The organism is Stenotrophomonas acidaminiphila, from assembly GCF_014109845.1.
In the GTDB taxonomy this organism is placed as follows: domain Bacteria; phylum Pseudomonadota; class Gammaproteobacteria; order Xanthomonadales; family Xanthomonadaceae; genus Stenotrophomonas; species Stenotrophomonas acidaminiphila.
On the sequence record NZ_CP043567.1, the window covers coordinates 3699250 to 3716478 of the forward strand.

Genomic DNA, 17229 nt, shown 5'->3' on the forward strand with positions numbered 1-17229 from the left:
ATGCGGGCACGCCACCGCCCCGCACGGCTCGGCCCCGGCACCCGAAGCGGCTTTTCGCTGGTGGAGCTGGCCGTGGTCGTCGGCGTACTCGGGCTGCTGACCATGACCGCACTGTCGGCCTTCGACAACCTCGGCCAGGCACGCCGCCACAATGCCGCCCGCGCCCATGCGGAGACCGCGCGGCAGGCGCTGCACGCCTTCGCGCTGCGCAACAAGCGGCTGCCCTGCCCCGACCTGTCGGGCAACGGCGACACCGGCTTCGAGGGCAGCAACGGCACCTGCAGCTCCACCGGCAATGTCGGCTGGTTGCCGTACGCCAGCCTCGGGCTGGAGGTGCCGGTACGCGGCGAACGCCTGCGCTATGGCGTGCATCGCGGCACCGCCAGCACCGACCTGGTGGTACCGGCACGCGAATCGGCCGACCAGCCGGACCTGGAGTACGCCGGCGGCTTCGGCTCGGCGCTGTCGCGCGTCGTCGCCGCCAACACCATCGCCCCGCTGGCCAGCCAGCCGCACTACATCAGTGGCGGCACGCCCACGCAGTGCGCCGGCGGTGGCACCGGCACGCGCATGGTCAACCCCGCCTTCGTGCTGGTGGCCCCGGTCGGCGCGCGCGACGGCGGCAGTGGCGATGCCGCTTTCGATGGCGCCAACAACCGCGCTTTCGCCCAGGGCAACGGCACCTGCGTCACCCCGCCCGACTACCCCGGCGATGAGCGCTACGACGATCTCGTCGTCGCCGAAAGCGCCACCGCCCTGCTCGGCTGGCTGATGGCCACCACGCGCTGACCGCCGATGCCCTTCCCTCTGCCTTCCACCGCATCCTTCCAAGGTACAGAACCGATGAATCCCAACGCCCGCACCGCCCGCGTCCCACGCCGCCCCACGGTCAGAACGCTCGTCAGCGCGATCGGCGCGTTGGCGCTGACCGCCTGCAGCAACATGCCGCCACGCAGCGTCCAGGAACTTCCGCCGACCGAGTACAAGGCGCTCGAACGCAGCGGCAACGCCATCGTCGAGGAATCCAGGAAGCTCGCCAGCCAGCAGGACCGCATGCGCGAACAGGTCGAGCAGCGCCTGCAGCAGCAGGCCGACGCCGTCGCGCCGGTGGCGCCGGCCTACGACCCGCTGGAGAACACCGTGGTCAGCATCAGCATGTTCAACGCCGACGTCGGCCAGCTGCTGTGGGCGCTGGCCGACGAGCTGAAGATGAACCTGATCGTCGACCCGCAGGTGCTGGAGCAGCGCCAGCGCACCAGCCTGCACCTGCGCAACGTCAGCGCGCGCGAGGTCTACAACCACATCCTCGACGCCTTCGACCTGCACGGCGAGATCCGCGGCGGCGCGCTGGTGGTGGGGCAGATGCGCGAACGCATCTTCAACGTCGACCTGCTCAACTCCAGCACCTCCTTCGACCTGTCCACCGGCGGCGACGTGTTCGGTGCCGGCATCCAGAGCGCCGGCGGCGGTGGCCAGTCGCTGCGCGGCACCCTCACCATGAGCGGCAGCGTCGGCAAGGACAACGACCCCTACAAGCAGCTGGACGCCGCGATCAAGGTGATCCTGGGCGGCGACGAACAGGCCGCCACCGCGCGTGGCCCGGATGCGCCACCGGCGCCGGAAAAGGGCCGCTACAGCCTGGATCCCAGCTCCGGCACGCTGTTCGTCCGCGCCCGCCCGTCGCAGATCCGCGCGGTGGAGGAACTGGTCGGCCACACCACCAGCAAGATGCGCCGCCAGGTCCTGGTCGAAGCGCAGATCCTGGACGTGTCGCTCAACGACAACTTCCAGTACGGCGTGGACTGGAACCTGCTGCGCAACCGCGTGGCCGGCATCTACGGCGACAGCCCGGCCACCATCGCGCCGCTGCCCGGCACGCCCGCCAATCCCGACCTCGGCATCCCGGAAAACCCCAACCTGCTGCCCTACCAGCGCTATGGCCGCTATGGCGACCAGGCCCGCAACATCATCTTCCCCAACCAGACGCTGGGCTCGGTGGCCGGGCGCGGGCTGGGCATCAGCTACCTGACGGACACCTTCTCGGCCGCGCTCAACGCGCTGCGCACCTTCGGCAACGTCAAGGTGCTGTCCAACCCCAGCGTGCGCGTGCGCAACGGCAGCCCGGCCTACCTGAGCGTGGGCTCCAACATCCGCTACGTCACCAAGTCCACCAGCAACTTCTCCAACACCGGCGGCGGCAGCGCCTACAACCAGTCCACCGACATCCAGACCGATTCGCTGTTCTCCGGCGTGGTGATCGGTGTGGCCCCGGTCGTGCACGACAACGGCGGCGTCGAACTGCTGGTGCACCCGATGCAGACCGAAGTGGTGCCCGGCAGCCTGGAACTGCAGAAGTTCCCCAACGGCAACGCCGTCACCCTGCCGGTGGTCAACGTCAAGGGCATCACCACCACGCTCAACCTGCGCGATGGCGACACCGTGCTGCTCGGCGGCCTGATCGACCAGAAGGCCAACCTCAACGACAGCGGTATCCCCGGCCTGTCCGACGTGCCGGCCTTCGGCAAGCTGTTCGGCTCGCGCGCCAAGCAGCAGAGCACCCGCGAACTGGTGCTGGTGCTGCGGGTGAAAGTGATATGAGCCTGATCCACGACGCGCTGCGGGAACAGGACGGGCCGGCGCTGCCGGTGCGCCCGGCGCCCCGCGCGTCCTGGTGGGCACGGCAGTCGCCGCGCACGCGCGGTACCGCGCTGTTCGCCGCGGCCGGCCTGGGCGGCTTCGTGCTGGCCGGCGCGGTGCTGCTGGGGGTCGGCGGGCGCGGCAGCAGCGCGCCGCCGGCGCACGTCGCCGAGGCCACCGCCGCGGCCCTGCCCGCCACCGCGCCCGTCGTCACGCAGCCCACGGCCGCCAGCGCCACGCCGCCCCCCGCCGCGCCGGACGTGGTCCACGCGCCCGTCGCGCCACCCGTAATGGCGAGCGCAGTTGCGCCGCTGCCGGCGCAATCGCCGGATCCCACGCTGCCCGCCAGCGCCGTGCAGGAGCCGCCGGCGTCCGACCCCCACGCCGGCGCAGCGGTTGCTGCTGCGCCGGTCGCCGCCACCCCGGCCCCCGCCCGCACCGCGCCGCCGCCGATGGCCGCCGCCAGCGACGGCGCCGCGCCCGCCATCCGCATCGAGGTCGAACGCCGCAGCGGCGCGGCCTCCGCCGATGCCGGCCGCGAAGGCCGCGCGGTGGAGCAGGCCGTGGCCGACGTCGAGCGCGCGATGACCGGCGGCGACCTGGCCAACGCCCGCCAGGCGCTGGCGCGCCTGGATGGCCTGCTGGCGCCCGAGAGCCTGACCCTGCTGCGCATGCAGGCCTGGGTCGCGCACGCCGGCAACGACACCGCACGGGCCGAAACGCTGTACCGCAGGATCGCCGAGCGGGTTCCCGAAGACGTCAATGCCGGCGTCAACATCGCCCTGCTCGACGCCCGCCGCGGCGATGCCGACGCCGCGCGCACGCGGCTGGTGCGGCTGTCCGGGCGCCATCCGCGCTCGCCGCAGGTCGCCCGTGCGCTGGCCGAACTGGGCAGCACCGCGCCATGAACCCGGCCCTCGCCCGCCACCTGCAGACGCTGGGCCTGGAACGCGCGCCGTTCCCGCCCACGCCCGATGCGGCGGCGTGGTTCCAGACCGCGCGGCTGGAGGCCGAGCGGGTCGAAGCGGCGCACTGCCTGCGCACCCGCGCCGGATTCGTGCTGCTGACCGGCGAGATCGGCACCGGCAAGAGCACCTTCCTGCGCCGGCTGCTGTACGCGCTCGGCGGCGAGGGCATGGTCACCTCGCTGGTGTTCAACACCTTCCTGCAGGGCCCGGACCTGCTGGCCGCGGTGCTGCGCGATTTCGGCCTGGAGGCGCGCGGCACGCCGGCGGCGGACATCGACACCCTCAACCGCTTCCTGGTCCAGCAATGGCGCGCGCAGGTCACCTGCGTGCTGATGATCGACGACGCGCAGAACCTGACCCTGGAAAGCCTGGAGCTGCTGCGCCTGCTCACCAACCTGGAAACCGGCCAGGAAAAGCTGCTGCAGATCGTCCTGGCCGGGCAGCCGGAACTGCGCGCGAACCTGGAGCAGCCCGGCATCCGCCAGCTGACCAGCCGCATCTGCAAACACGTGCAGCTCGACGTCCTGGCCGCCGACGAAGTGCAGCGCTACGTGCACTACCGCCTGGATGCGGCCGGCAACCCCAGCCCCGGCATCCGCCTGCGCGCCGATGCCGCGCAGGCGCTGCACCGCGCCAGCGGCGGCAACCCGCGGCGCATCCACCAGATCATGGACCGCTGCCTGTACGGCCTGTATGGCTTGCCGGCGCATGCGCGGGTGATCGATCCGGCACTGGTGCGCACCGCCGCCGCCGAGGCCGGCGCCCGCCCCCTGGCCCGCCGCCTGAAGCGTGCAAGGCCCTCGCTTGCGACCGCCGCCTCGCTCACCGGGGTGCTCGCCGCCACCGTGCTTTTCCTGGCCCTGCGCGGCGCCGACTCGCGCGCCGAGGACACGCCGCCGGTGCCCGCGCCCGTGCCGGCGCAGGCCAGCGCCCCGTCCACCCGCGCCGATGACGCCGACTGGAACGCCTGCCTGCGCCGCCTCGGCCAGGCCGGCGTGCAGGTGCAGGCGGTCACCGCTACCTGGCTGGCGCGGCTGCCCACGCGCGACGGCCTGTGCCTGCGCCAGCTGGCCGAGGGCTGGCAGGCGGGATGGCGCACGCGGCTGCGCGCGGAGGATTTCCTCGCCGCGCAGGACCAGCATGCGCGCGTGCGCGCGGTGCAGGCGCTGCTGCAGGCCGAAGGCCTGTACGCCGGCACCCTCGACGGCCTGTACGGGCCGCGGATGCGCGCGGCCATCGCGCGCTTCCAGCAACGCAGCGGGCTGCCGCCCAGCGGCGCGCCCGACCCGGCGACCCTGTTCCTGTTCGACACCCTGCTGGCGGCCCCCGCCGCCGCCTCGTCCACTTCCCCGGAAACGCAACACCATGGCAACGGTTGATCCCACCCCCGCCCGCCCCGCGCCCCCGCCCGCCGTGCAGCGCGACGGCACGCGCCTGGGCGAACGCCTGCTCGAACGCGGCCTGATCGACGCCACCCAGCTGCAGTACGCGCTGCAGAAGAACGAGGTCGAGAAGCAGCGCCTGGGGCGGATCCTGATCCGCCACGGCCTGGCCAACGAATCGGACATCGTGCGCGTGCTGGCCGAGATGAACGGCATCGAGTACGTGCAGGTGGACACCCTGGCGCACGCCGACCCGCAGGTGCTGGCGATGTTCAACCGCGAGCTGTGCCAGCTGCGCCAGTTCCTGCCGCTGCGGCGTGCCGGCGATGCGCTGGAAGTGCTGCTCGGCGACGCCGACACCCAGGCCGTGGGGCAGCTGGTACTGCAGCGCTGCGGCCTGCGCTGCCGCTTCCTGCAGGGCGAATACGGCAAGGTCGCGCGGCTGATCCGCCACACCTACTACTTCGCGCAGAACCCGGTCGAGAGCCTGCTCGAACGCGAGATCAAGCGGCTGTCCACCGACAACGACCATGCCTACAGCCCGGAAAAGCTGCTGGACTACCTGCTGCACTACGCGGTGCGCGAGCGCACCACCGACATCCACCTGGCGCCGTCCGACGACAGCCTGCACGTGCTGTTCCGCGTCGACGGCGTGCTGCGGCCGATGTTCGCCATGCCGCTCACCCTCAACCGCCTGCTCGGCTACATCAAGCTGACCGCGGAAATGGACATCTCCGAACAGCGCCGCCCGCAGGACGGCAGCTTCCGCGCCACGGTGCTGGATTCGGCGGTGACCGTGCGCGTGTCCACCCTGATCACCGATGCCGGCGAGCGCACCGTCATGCGCCTGCTGCCCGAGCACAGCGACCTGGCCGGGCTGGAGGAGCTGGGCTTCTTCGCCGAGGACGTGGCGGTGCTCGAGCGCCTGTTCGCACGCCCGGCCGGGCTGGTGCTGATCACCGGCCCCACCGGCTCGGGCAAGAGCTCCTCGCTGCATGCCGCGCTCAGGATGCAGTCGCTGATCGAGCGCAACGTGCTCACCGTCGAGGACCCGATCGAGTACCGCGTGCCCGGCGCCGGCCAGACCGAGGTGAACCGTCGCGCCGGTTACGAGTTCAGCTCGGCGCTGCGGCATTTCCTGCGCCACGACCCGGACGTGATCCTGCTGGGCGAAATGCGCGACGCCGAAACCGCGCAGGCCGCGCTGGAAGCGGCGGCCACCGGCCACCTGGTGCTCTCGACCCTGCACGTGACCACCGTGTTCGGCGTGGTCCCGCGCCTGCGCCCGCTGGGCTTGGAGGCGCAGGTCATCGCCGACAACCTGCTGGCCGTGGTCAACCAGCGCCTGGTCCGCCAGAACTGCCCGTTCTGCACCCACGACGTGCCCTTCAGCGAGCGCGAACTGGAATGGCTGGACCTGCCCCCGGGCAGCTGCGGCAAGCGCGGCGCCGGTTGCGAGCGCTGTCGCGGCAGCGGCTTCCATGGCCGCCTGCCGGTGTACGACATCATGGTGGTGGACGAGGCGCTGGCCAACGGCATCGCCGACGACGTCAGCCGCGAGACGCTGCGCAACCTGGCCATGAACGCCGGCTTCCGCAGCATCGAGGACGTCGCCCGGGCGCGCGTCCTCGCCGGCCAGACCACCAGCGAGGAAGTGATGCGCGTGGCCGGCGTGGGGCCGGCGCCATGAACGTCTACTACTACCGCCTGCTGCTCTCCAGCGGCCGCGTGCGTGCCGGCGTCACCCAGCTGTCGGTCGAACACGATTCGTCGGCGCGGATGTGGCTGGAAAAGAACTTCGACGCGGTGGTGCTCACCCTGTACCGCTTCCCCGGCTGGCTGGCCGAGGCGCAGCGCACCGTCACCCAGCTGGTCAAGCCGAGCATCCGCTCGGTGGAACTGGCCGGCATGCTGCGCGACCTGGCGGTGATGACCTCCAGCGGCATCCCGATCATGGAATCGCTGCGCGCGGTCGCCAACGAAGTCGGCGGTGGCCGCACCTCCAACGCCGCCAGGCTGGCGCGCCGGCTGCTGGACGAGCTCGATGCCGGCGCCTCGCTCAGCGACGCGGTGTCGCGCTACCCGGACGCGTTCCCGGAAACCGTGCGCAACCTGCTGATGATCGGCGACGAGACCGGCACCATGGACAAGATGCTGATGGAGTCGGCCGACCACATCGAACGCATCTCCAAGATGACCGCCGACACCCGCCAGGCGCTGATCTACCCGGCATTCGTGTTCTCGGCGATCTTCGCCGCCGGCGGCTTCTGGATCTATTACGTCATCCCCAACCTGGCCGACCTGTTCAAGCAGATGAACGCCAAGCTGCCGCCGCTGACCATCGCGGTGATGAAGGGATCGGAATGGCTGATCGGCCATATCGGCTTCATCGCCGTGGCCATGGTGGTGGCGGCCTTCGTGCTGTGGGTGGCCTGGCGCTACAGCCGCGGCTTCCGCCGCGCCGCGCACTACACCCTGCACAAGCTGCCCATCGCCAGGACCATCATGTACTCCTCGGGGCTGGCGTTCTTCACCGAGTACATGGCGCTGCTGATCCGCGCCGGCGTGGACATGGTCAGCAGCCTGCAGGTGATGGAACGGGCGATGCGCGACGAGTACTACCGCGACCGCATCATCGCCATCCGCCAGGTACTCGAGCGCGGCGACCGCGTGTCCGCGGCGATGCGCCAGGTCGGCGGCTTCCCTTCGATGATGGTGCGCATGATCGGCGTCGGCGAGGAGACCGGCACGCTCGATTCGCAGTTCGCACGCCTGTCGGCCGAGTACAGCCTGCGCCTGCAGCGCCTGATCACCAACCTTTCCGAAGTCATCAAGCCGGTGGTCGTGCTGCTGGCCGGCGGCATGTTCGTGTTCCTGATCGTCGCCCTGCTGCTGCCCGTCTACGACCTGGTCAAGCAGGCCATCGCTTCCCCGCAGTTCTGAGGATCCCCGTCATGCACCGTCCTACCCGTCCCCTTCCGTCGGCAGCCGGCTTCACCCTGATGGAGATGTCGGTGGTGCTGGTGATCATCGCGCTGATCATCGGCGCGGTCAGCGTCGGCCGCGACGTCTACCGCAGTGCCGAGGCCGAACGCATCGGCAGCGAGTTCGTGCAGGGCTGGATCGTCGCCTACGACCGCTACGTGCAGCAGAGCGGCGTGGTTCCCGGCGACACCCCGGCCAATCCCAGCGGGCGCATCAACGGCCAGCTCGACCGCAACGGCCGCGAGCTGTGCGACGACCCGGGCAACTTCGCCCTGCGCAAGGCCATGCTCGAACGCGGCGTCGCGCTGCCGCAGGGGCGCGCCGAGGGCATGGAGTCGTTCTACGTCTATCGCGACAGCCAGGGCAACCCGCAGCAGTTGCAGGTGTGCTTCGACACCGTCGTCGACTGGTCCGAGCCCACGCCCACCGGCGGCTACCAGCCGCGCGTGCGCAACATCATGGTGCTCAAGGGCCTGACCCCGGAACTGGCCAACCAGCTCGACGCGCGCATCGACGGCCGCATCGACGCCTGCTTCGGCCGCCTGCGCGAGCAGGCGCCGATCCCGAAGTACAGCGGCGGCAGCAGCCTGTGCAATGTCGCCGTCGGCAGCAGCACCGCATCGCAACCGCGGCCATGGACCGAGGACGACACCCAGACCCGCAACGGCCGCGAGGACGGCCTGGTCAAGGTGATGACCGGCTACCTGCGGATGAACCAGTGAGTCCCGCTTCCGCTCTTTCCCCACGGCCATTCAGGACATCCGTCATGAACCAGCCCATGCGTCTGCCGCCCGCGGCCCCGACCGCCACGCAATCCGGCTTCGGCCTGCTCCAGGTCATGCTGATCCTGCTGCTGGTAGGCAGCGCGCTGGCCGCCGGCGCGGTGCTGTGGCAGTCCAAGCGCGCGCCGGCACAGGCCGTCGCCCAGGAGCAGGCACTGCGCTGGGCGGACGAGGCCATCGCCGCCTTCGCCGCGGCCAACGCGCGCCTGCCGTGCCCGGCCGACACCGCCGATGGCGAGGAAAACTGCGCCTCGGGCAATGCCAAGGGCTGGCTGCCCGCGCGTACCCTGCTCGGCGCGTCCGGCAACGGCATGCGCTTCGGCCCGGTGGCCTACATGGTCTATCGCGGCGACGCCGCCGCGCACCTGGACCTCACCGCGCCCGGCAACACCTACCAGCCGCCCCTGACCGATGGCAGCGTCCGCGAAATCATCTCGCGCGACGAGGACGGCAAGGAAACCGGCCGTCGCGGCTTTGTCGCCATCAACGGGCTGGACCTGTGCCGCACGCTGGAGCTGGCGCAGGTGCAGCCGCACGATCCGCTGCGCGCCGGCAGCACCGGCGTGCCCTGGAACGTCGCCTATGGCATCGCCGCCGCCGGCCCGCAGTCGGGCGCGTCGCGCCTGGATGACGCCAACGCGGCCGGTGGCGCGCAGATGGCCGCACCCTGGCAGGAATGGGACGGCGGCTACGACGACCGTGTGCGCGTGCGCACCTTCGATGGCGCCGGGCAGATGCTGGGCTGCCGGCTGCTCGGCGGCACCGCGCCGGCACCGCTGGCCCGCGCCTATGCCACGCCGCTGGGCCTGCCCGGCGCGGCGGCCGCCACCGCCACGCCCTACAACGTCTCGCTGGCCGGCATGGACGTGCTGGCCGCCGCGGTCACCCTGCACGATGCGCTGGGCGAGCTGCAGGCCAGCAACATCGACGCCACCGAGTCGGCGGTGCAGGGGGCGGTCGCGGCGCAGATCTCGGTGATCTTCAAGCTGGTGGCCACCGCCGTCAGCCTGTCCGACAACATCACCACGCTGATCACCTCCTCGGTGTCGCTGGTCCGTTCCATCGTCACCTGCATCGCATCGCTGGGGACCACCTGCGCCGAAGTGCCGGTCAAGACCGCCGCCGTGGTGACCTCCATCGTCGGTCTCGGCACCAAGGGCGTGACCCTGGCGGCCAAGGCCGCCTCGCTGCCGCTGGTCACCGCGGCACTGGCGGCCACGATCAAGGCGCGCGACCTGGCCAGGAAATCGGTCATCCCGCCGGTCAGCAACCCTGAGGAAGCCCGCCGGCAACTGGAATGCACGCTCTGGGCGCGCAACTGCGCCGACGACGAGGGCGTGGTCAAGACCGAGCTCAACCCGGACTGGAAGGACGGCGACGACCCCAAGGACAAGTACCGCATCGTCTACCGGCGCGACGCCAACGGCAACCTGATCCCCAGGCTCGATGCCGATGGCAAGCCCATGCACGACAGCAGCGGCAACCCGCTCTACGAGCCCGAGTACGAAGCCGGCGCCCCGCGCAAGGGCCTGGAACAGGAAACCGACGAAGCCAGGAAGAACTGGGAAACCCTGCAGGTGCAGGTGGATGCGCTGGAAGCGTGGCGGCTGGCGCCGTGGGGCGTGGGCGTGGCCACCAATGGCGACCTGAGCGAGAACGGCCGCATCGTCGAGCGTATCGACGTGGAGGCCACGCGCCTGCAGATCTGCGGCGGCGACTGGAAGAACTGCCGCTACGGCAAGGCCCAGGTCCGCGTGGAGTGCCGCTACGTCGGCGCCAATGCCGGCCAGTACGTGCTCAATGGCGGCACGTGCACCCATGTCGGCACCGAGACCGTCACCGAGCCGGACCCGAACGACGCCACCAAGACCATCACCGTCACCCGCCCCAAGGGCGACCGCGACCGGGTGGAAGTCACCGACTACGTCTACAACCAGGACCAGGCGGTGACCGACGCCATCGCCCTGCGCAACCTGGCCCAGGACTGGTCCAGCCTGCGCATGCGCAAGGAGGAGCTGGACAAGGAGATCAAGCTGCGCGAGGACAACTTCAACAGCTGGTTCAACGGCGGCAACTCCATCCTGTCGAAGATGAAGGCGCAGCGTGACGACGGCCAGCATTGCGGCGCCAGCCCGGCGACCGCCATGACCCGGCAGAAGTGCGAGAACGCCCAGCTCACGGTGCTGTACATCGAGACCTGCCAGAAGCCCGAGCCGGTACGCGAGTGCAAGGCGGTCAGCCCCGGCACCGGCCGCTACCGGGACGCGGCGTGCACCGACCGCAACGGCAGCGATGCCGAAAAGAACTACGGCTGGGTCGAAACCCTGTCGCCGCCGCCCTATCCGCGCGACCCCACGCCGGATGCGGTCTGCAAGCCCAACATGCAGGACCGCATCAACGAGCTCAAGGCCGAACAGTCCGGGTTGCAGCAGGGCATGGACAATGCGCGCGACGCCTACAACGGGCGGATCAACCGCAAGGAAGCGCCGTGGCTGACGTACCCCACCAGCGCCAGCTACAACTGGTTCCAGTGGGCCATCGAGATCACCCGCGACAAGGACGACAACCCGGTCAGCTATGCCTGGAAGCAGTCGCCGATCGTCGAGACCTACACCTATTCCTGCAAGAAGTCCGAGAACCACCCGATCTGGGTGCCCGGCGACGCCAACGCCACTCCGCCGACCGCCGGCTACTGGCAGGACAACTGGGTGGAAGTGGACAGCACCTGCACCGCCAACCGCCGGCTGCCGTTCTACGCGCCCGAGCCCTACGCCGGCAGCCGCCCGCCGCTGCTGATCACCAGCCCGGCCAATGTCCCGCTGTTCGGGACACTGCAGCTGTACGAACTGCTCCCGGAAAAAGCCTGCGCGTACTTCACCAGCCGGCAGTGGAACGGCAGCCAGTGGTGGTGGCCCGGCAGTACCGCCTGGGGCGACACCTACAAGATGGGCCTGTACTGCCAGCGCTACCCCTACAGCCGCGCCTTCGAGGACTGGAAGCGCGCCAAGCTCGGCGCCAGCAATGCCAAGAAGCACTACGAGGACCTCAAGGCCCAGTACGAGAAGCTGAAGCAGGAGTACGAGGACATGCGCAGCGGCAGCGTCAGTGGCGGCGACGAGATCCCCATGGCGTTCGGCGCCGAACCGGCGCTGGAATGGGCCGATTCGCGTGGCTCGGCCGGCCCGCAGCCGCTGGTGCGGCCATGAGGCGCGTTCCGCGCCGCGCGGCCGCCGCCGGCTTCACCCTGGTGGAGCTGGCCGTGGCCCTGGCCATCGCCGCACTGCTGACCGTCCTGCTGTTCACCCTGTTGCCGCTCGGCAACAAGGTGCTCGATGCCGAACGCCAGCAGCAGGAACTGGCACAGGCCGAACAGGCGCTGCTGGGCTACATGCGCAGCACCGGCCACCTGCCCTCGGCCGACGGCGACGGCAACGGCCGCGCCACCGGCGCCGCCGAAGGCTGGCTGCCGGTGGCCGAACTCGGGCTGCCGGCGCGCATGCGCATCCATTACCAGGTGCAGCCGCGGCTGGCGCTGCCTCCCGGCAATGCGTTCGACCCGCTGCTGCCGCCGGGCGACCCGCTGGCGGTCACCGGCAACAACAATGGCCTGGACCTGTGCATGCAGTTGCTGCTGGAACAGCGCAGCAACACGCCGATGGCCGGGCTGGGCATGCCGGTGGCCTATTACCTGGGCCACTCCGGTATGGCCGGGCATGGGCGCGCCGACGCCGACGCGCAATGGAAGCCGGCGGCGCAGGCCATGCCCGGCGCCCCCACCGACACCGACCTGGCCACGCTCGCCGCCGGCCCGGGCGAACTGGCCAGCCGCCTGTCCTGCACCGATCGCCTGGCCCGTACCCAGGGCAGCGCGCAGGCCGCGCAATCGGCCTGGAGTTCGCTGGAACTGACCCGCTTCAACTTCGAGTTCCGCGAGTTCGACATCCACATCGCCGAAACCACCCGCGACCAGGCCGCCGTCAGCCTGGCGCTGGCGGTCTATGCCATGGCCGAGTCGATCACCAACGAGGCCATCGCCCTCACCCTGCTGGCCTCGGGCTGGCCGCCGGACGGCCTGACCATCGCCGCCGGCGCCAAGCAGCTGGCCAAATCGGTGGTGTCCATGGCCATGGCGGCCAAGAGCCTGGCCAGCGCGGCCATCGCCCTGAAGGACGCCCAGGACGCGGTCGAAGACGCCAGGACCCGGCGCGACCAGGTCAGGAACTTCATGAACCGGGTCGACACGCTCTACCAGGACGCCCGCGACACCGCCCTCACCCTGGATCGCGCAGGACTGAACCCATGACCCCCACTTCCGCCCCCTTCGCCCGCGCGCGCCAGCGCGGCTTCTCGCTGATCGAACTGACCGTGGCCCTGGTGATCCTCGGCATCATCGGCATCCTGCTCACGCGCTGGCTGAGCGACACCGCGCATGAGCGCAGCCAGGTGGCGCAGCGCGACCTGCTGCAGCGCGCCGACGACGCGGTGATGGGCTACGCCACCATCCACGCGCGCCTGCCCTGCCCGGCCAGCCCGCTCAGCGACGGCCGCGAGGATTGCGCCCAGGGCGAAGTCGGCACCCTGCCCTGGCGCACGCTGAGCCTGCCCGACACCCGCGCCGGCAACATCCGCTACGGCGTACTGCGCCGCAGCGGCGACAGCGCGTCGCTGGCCGGCTGGAGCACTGCCGCACAGCGCGTGGCCGACGTCGATACCGCCCTGCCCGCCGACCTGGCCCAGGTGGCGGACCAGGCCGTTCCGCTGCAGGTGACCATCAACGCGCCGCGGTTCGTGCCCTTCAGCAAGATCCAGCCGTGGGACAACTGCAGCGTCGTCGATTGCGCCAACCTGCCGCACAGCGGCCTCAACAGCCTGAACAGCATGGATTTCTGCGATGCCCTGCGCAACGCGGCGATGCTGCCGGCCAGCATGGAACACGTGCATACCCGGCGCGAGCAGGCGCCGGCGCAGATCGCCGGCAACGTCGCCTATGCCCTGGCCGTGGTCAATCCGCTTGCCCCGGCGCACGACGCCACCTCACCTGTGTTCCAGTCGCCGCGCCGCCCCGGCGGCGGCACCGACAACTACCAGGACAAGGTGCTGGCGGTGGGCATCGACCAGTTGTGGGGTCGCCTGCGCTGCGGCGAGCACTACGCCCCGGCGCTGTACGCACACGCCAACGTGGCGATGGCCGCACGCCTGACCACGCCGGCCATGGTCAACCACGAGGTCCAGCTGGACATCATGGTCGAGCTGGGCGTGGCCGAAGCCATGAACGCCTCGGTGGCGCTCATCGACGCGACCGCCGACCTGATCAACACCACCTCCGAGACCCTGGACACCATCGCCGAGATGTTCGAGACCTATGGCGGCTGGAACTGGCGCGTGGCCATCGCCGGCGGCAGCATCGGCACCGCCGTGGGCAGCACCATCGCCGCCGGCGCGGCGCTGGCCGCGGCAGGCACCTACGCCGCCACGTCGCGGCAGTACCGCGACCAGTTCGCCGCCCGTTTCCCCGACGAGGCCAGGCGTCTGGAAGTGGAGATCGTCAGCAATGCGCGGCGCGCCGACATGCTCGGCGGATTCCCCGACGACACCGTGCGCACCGCCGCGAAGAACCTCCAGTACACCGGCCCCTGAGCGCAGCGCGGCGGCCACCGCGACGACACTGGCAGTGGCCCGCTGCAGCCCCCGCCGCCTTGCTGCCTCAGCCGCTGGCGCATCGCCGCGCGCGGCAACGGCCCGGAACGAAGAAGCCGCCATCGGTCGGCGATGGCGGCTTCATGGTGCAAGGCAAATGGCGCTGTCCTGACTAGCGGTACGCCGGCGCCTGGGTCACGCGCGCATCGCCTTGTCCAGCCATGCCGCGTGCGCCAGCCGGGTTGCGGCCATAGCCGCGCGGGGAGGCCGCGTGCGCGTGCCGCTGCGCGATCTCCAGGGCCAGGGTGTGGGTCGCCGTCTGCGGTTTCACCGCCAGCTCCTGTTCCAGGCCGCGGGCCAGGGTCTGGTAGCAGTGCAGCGCCATGTCCGGCTCGCCGCGCTGCGCGTACAGGCGCATCAGGCTGCGCTGCTGCGATTCGTTCCAGGGATCGAGCATCACGTGGCGGCGGCACAGGTTCACCGCCACGTCCAGGTCCTGGCAGGCGGCCGCGTCCTCGCGTGCCCGTTCCAGCGCCTTGAGCAGGCGCTGCAGCGCCCAGGCCCTGGCACCCGGCAGCCATTCGCAGAATTCGTCGCAGTGCTCCAGGGCAACGCCTTCGAGCAGTTCGCCGGCATCTTCCAGCCACTCGCGCGCGCGGTTGCCGACGCCCTGCACCGGTTCCAGCAGGTCGATGTCGAACAGCCCCTGCGACGCGTCCGGGCACAGGTGCACGTTCTCGCGGTCGATCAGCAGCACGCCTTCGCCCGCGGCCGCGACGATCGCGCGGTTCAGGTCGGCCAGCACCTGGCGCAGGTTGGTCAGCGCCGCCCCTTGCGCCAGGTCGGGCCACAGCATCGCCGCGATCCGGCTGCGGCGATGGATGCGCGGGCGCTCGATCGCCAGATAGGCCAGCAGTGCCCAACCCTTGCGGTAGGCAAGGCGCCCGGCATCGCCGATGCGGCATTGCCCGAGCAGGCGGATCAGCGGCTGTGCGTCACCCGGCCATGCGCTCATGGCAGTGTTCCCCGGGTGCGGTTCGATGGACACAGGTTTCCACTCCCCGTACGGCAGGCGAGAAGGCGGTTCATGTGGTTCCCCAGCTTTCGGATTGGCGACCCGCTGTTTTTCCGGGCCTCACTAACAAAACCGTGAAAAGCGTCCACTTCCTATCACTCGCTTTCGCTCGCTGTCGGCGCCGATGGGCGGGCGCGATGGCGCCCGCGTGCGGATCCATCGCCGTGCAGGCCGGACAGGCGACGGCCCCCACGCGAGCGCACGACCCGACGACACGCACCCGCGCAGCGGTGCCCGATCCGCGCAAGCAGCCCGCTGGCGGCGTCGCCGCGCATCACCGGCAAACAACTTTCATCGGCAACCATGCCGCCGCGACAACCGTTTGCGGCGATCGAGGCCGGGCACGCGATCAAGCGCGGCCGCCCTGCTTGACAACACGGAAAGTGGCGTGGTTATCTCGAGCCATGCTGCAACGCCACACCACCGCCAACCCGACCCGCACCCCGGCCACCGCCGCGGCGTCGCTGCTCGTACTCGTGCTTATTACCGAGCCCACAGGTGCGGGACGAGCTGGCGCGTAGCAGAAAAAAGCCAGATTCGATCAAAGACCCCGCGCCGACCCCGGTGCGGGGTTTTTCGTTTCCAGCATCCATTTCAACTGAAACCATGTTCACCACCGATACCGCCACGCACAAACACAGCACCCGCGACGCCATGCGCGCCGCTGCGGCGTGCATGGCCCTGATCCCTCCCCCGGCGGCCGCCGCGTCCTGACGCGACGGCCGTTTTCTTTTGCGCTCCCTCTATCACTGCAAGGAACCGAGTCCCATGAGCTCCAACGAACTGCCCCAGATCAAGATCGCCGTCATCGGTTACGGCAGCCAAGGCCGCGCCCATGCCCTGAACCTGCGTGAATCGGGCTTCGACGTAACCGTGGGCCTGCGCCCGGGCGGCCCGACCGAAGCCAAGGCCCAGGCCGACGGCTTTGCGGTCAGGACCCCGGCCGAGGCGGTCAAGGACGCCGACCTGGTCGCCGTGCTGACCCCGGACATGGTGCAGAAGAAGCTCTACGAGGACGTGCTGGCGCCGAACATGAAGCAGGGCGCCTGCCTGCTGTTCGCCCACGGCCTGAACGTGCACTACGGCATGATCGCCCCGCGCGAGGACCTGGACGTGGTGCTGGTGGCCCCCAAGGGCCCGGGCGCGCTGGTGCGCCGCGAGTACGAGATCGGCCGCGGCGTGCCGTGCATCTACGCCGTCTACCAGGACAGGAGCGGCAAGGCCGAGCAGTTCGCGCTGGCCTATGCGGCCGGCCTGGGCGGCGCCCGCGCCAACATCATCAAGACCACCTTCAAGGAAGAGACCGAGACCGACCTGTTCGGCGAGCAGGCGGTGCTGTGCGGCGGCGCCTCGGCGCTGGTGCAGGCCGGCTTCGAGACCCTGGTCGAAGCCGGTTACCAGCCGGAGATCGCCTACTACGAAGTGCTGCACGAACTGAAGCTGATCGTCGACCTGTTCTACGAAGGCGGCATCACCCGGATGCTCGAATTCGTCTCCGAGACCGCGCAGTACGGCGACTACGTCAGCGGCCCGCGGGTGATCGACGCCAGCACCAAGGCACGCATGAAGGACGTGCTCACCGACATCCAGAACGGCACCTTCACCAAGAACTGGGTGGCCGAGTACGAAGCCGGGCTGCCGAACTACAACCGGTTCAAGCAGGCCGACCTGGAGCACCCGATCGAGAAGGTCGGCAAGGAACTGCGCGCCAAGATGGTCTGGCTGCAGGCGCAGAACGCGTAACCGCGCGGTCCCCCACCCGC

The 17229-nt window shown here is 70.4% G+C and carries 13 protein-coding genes; 12 read left to right on the forward strand and 1 reads right to left on the reverse strand.

Annotated elements, in window-relative coordinates:
• From F0P95_RS16840 to F0P95_RS16885, 10 genes are read left to right on the forward strand one after another with little or no spacing between them, the layout of a single operon-like run.
• Nucleotides 1-789, forward strand: a complete 789-nt coding sequence (locus F0P95_RS16840) for a type II secretion system protein (RefSeq protein WP_182335190.1) — start codon at nucleotides 1-3, stop codon at nucleotides 787-789.
• A gap of 54 nt (nucleotides 790-843) precedes the next feature.
• Nucleotides 844-2598, forward strand: coding sequence for a pilus (MSHA type) biogenesis protein MshL (mshL, locus tag F0P95_RS16845; protein WP_182335191.1), 1755 nt, complete (start codon nucleotides 844-846; stop codon nucleotides 2596-2598).
• Entirely contained in the window at nucleotides 2595-3545 is a 951-nt protein-coding gene (locus F0P95_RS16850) for a tetratricopeptide repeat protein (protein ID WP_182335192.1), read from the forward strand. Before mshL ends, F0P95_RS16850 begins: the two co-directional genes overlap by 4 nt.
• Complete coding sequence (locus F0P95_RS16855; RefSeq protein WP_182335193.1) at nucleotides 3542-4984, forward strand: AAA family ATPase; 1443 nt, start codon at nucleotides 3542-3544, stop codon at nucleotides 4982-4984. Before F0P95_RS16850 ends, F0P95_RS16855 begins: the two co-directional genes overlap by 4 nt.
• Nucleotides 4971-6677 carry a GspE/PulE family protein gene (locus tag F0P95_RS16860; protein WP_198422010.1) on the forward strand — a complete coding sequence of 569 codons (1707 nt, stop codon included), beginning with the start codon at nucleotides 4971-4973 and terminating at the stop codon, nucleotides 6675-6677. The genes F0P95_RS16855 and F0P95_RS16860 overlap by 14 nt, the downstream gene beginning before the upstream one ends.
• Nucleotides 6674-7930: a type II secretion system F family protein gene (locus tag F0P95_RS16865; RefSeq protein ID WP_182335194.1), complete on the forward strand. Its 1257-nt coding sequence runs from the start codon at nucleotides 6674-6676 to the stop codon at nucleotides 7928-7930. The genes F0P95_RS16860 and F0P95_RS16865 overlap by 4 nt, the downstream gene beginning before the upstream one ends.
• Nucleotides 7931-7941: 11 nt before the next feature.
• Entirely contained in the window at nucleotides 7942-8694 is a 753-nt protein-coding gene (locus F0P95_RS16870) for a type II secretion system protein (protein WP_182335195.1), read from the forward strand.
• Nucleotides 8695-8750: 56 nt separating this feature from the next.
• Nucleotides 8751-11960 carry a hypothetical protein gene (locus tag F0P95_RS16875; RefSeq protein ID WP_182335196.1) on the forward strand — a complete coding sequence of 1070 codons (3210 nt, stop codon included), beginning with the start codon at nucleotides 8751-8753 and terminating at the stop codon, nucleotides 11958-11960.
• Entirely contained in the window at nucleotides 11957-13057 is a 1101-nt protein-coding gene (locus F0P95_RS16880) for a prepilin-type N-terminal cleavage/methylation domain-containing protein (RefSeq protein WP_182335197.1), read from the forward strand. Before F0P95_RS16875 ends, F0P95_RS16880 begins: the two co-directional genes overlap by 4 nt.
• Entirely contained in the window at nucleotides 13054-14391 is a 1338-nt protein-coding gene (locus F0P95_RS16885; RefSeq protein WP_182335198.1) for a type II secretion system protein, read from the forward strand. The genes F0P95_RS16880 and F0P95_RS16885 overlap by 4 nt, the downstream gene beginning before the upstream one ends.
• A 172-nt stretch (nucleotides 14392-14563) precedes the next feature.
• Here F0P95_RS16885 and F0P95_RS16890 read toward each other — a convergent pair whose 3' ends face one another.
• A complete protein-coding gene (locus F0P95_RS16890; protein WP_182335199.1) occupies nucleotides 14564-15406 on the reverse strand; it encodes an AfsR/SARP family transcriptional regulator in 843 nt (280 codons plus the stop codon).
• A 558-nt stretch (nucleotides 15407-15964) separates the two neighbouring features.
• Between F0P95_RS16890 and F0P95_RS16895 the strand changes: the two genes are divergently transcribed.
• Nucleotides 15965-16180, forward strand: coding sequence for a hypothetical protein (locus tag F0P95_RS16895; protein WP_152985004.1), 216 nt, complete (start codon nucleotides 15965-15967; stop codon nucleotides 16178-16180).
• Nucleotides 16181-16234: 54 nt separating this feature from the next.
• Entirely contained in the window at nucleotides 16235-17209 is a 975-nt protein-coding gene (ilvC, locus tag F0P95_RS16900; RefSeq protein ID WP_054667475.1) for a ketol-acid reductoisomerase, read from the forward strand.
• The last annotated feature ends 20 nt before the right edge of the window (nucleotides 17210-17229 follow it).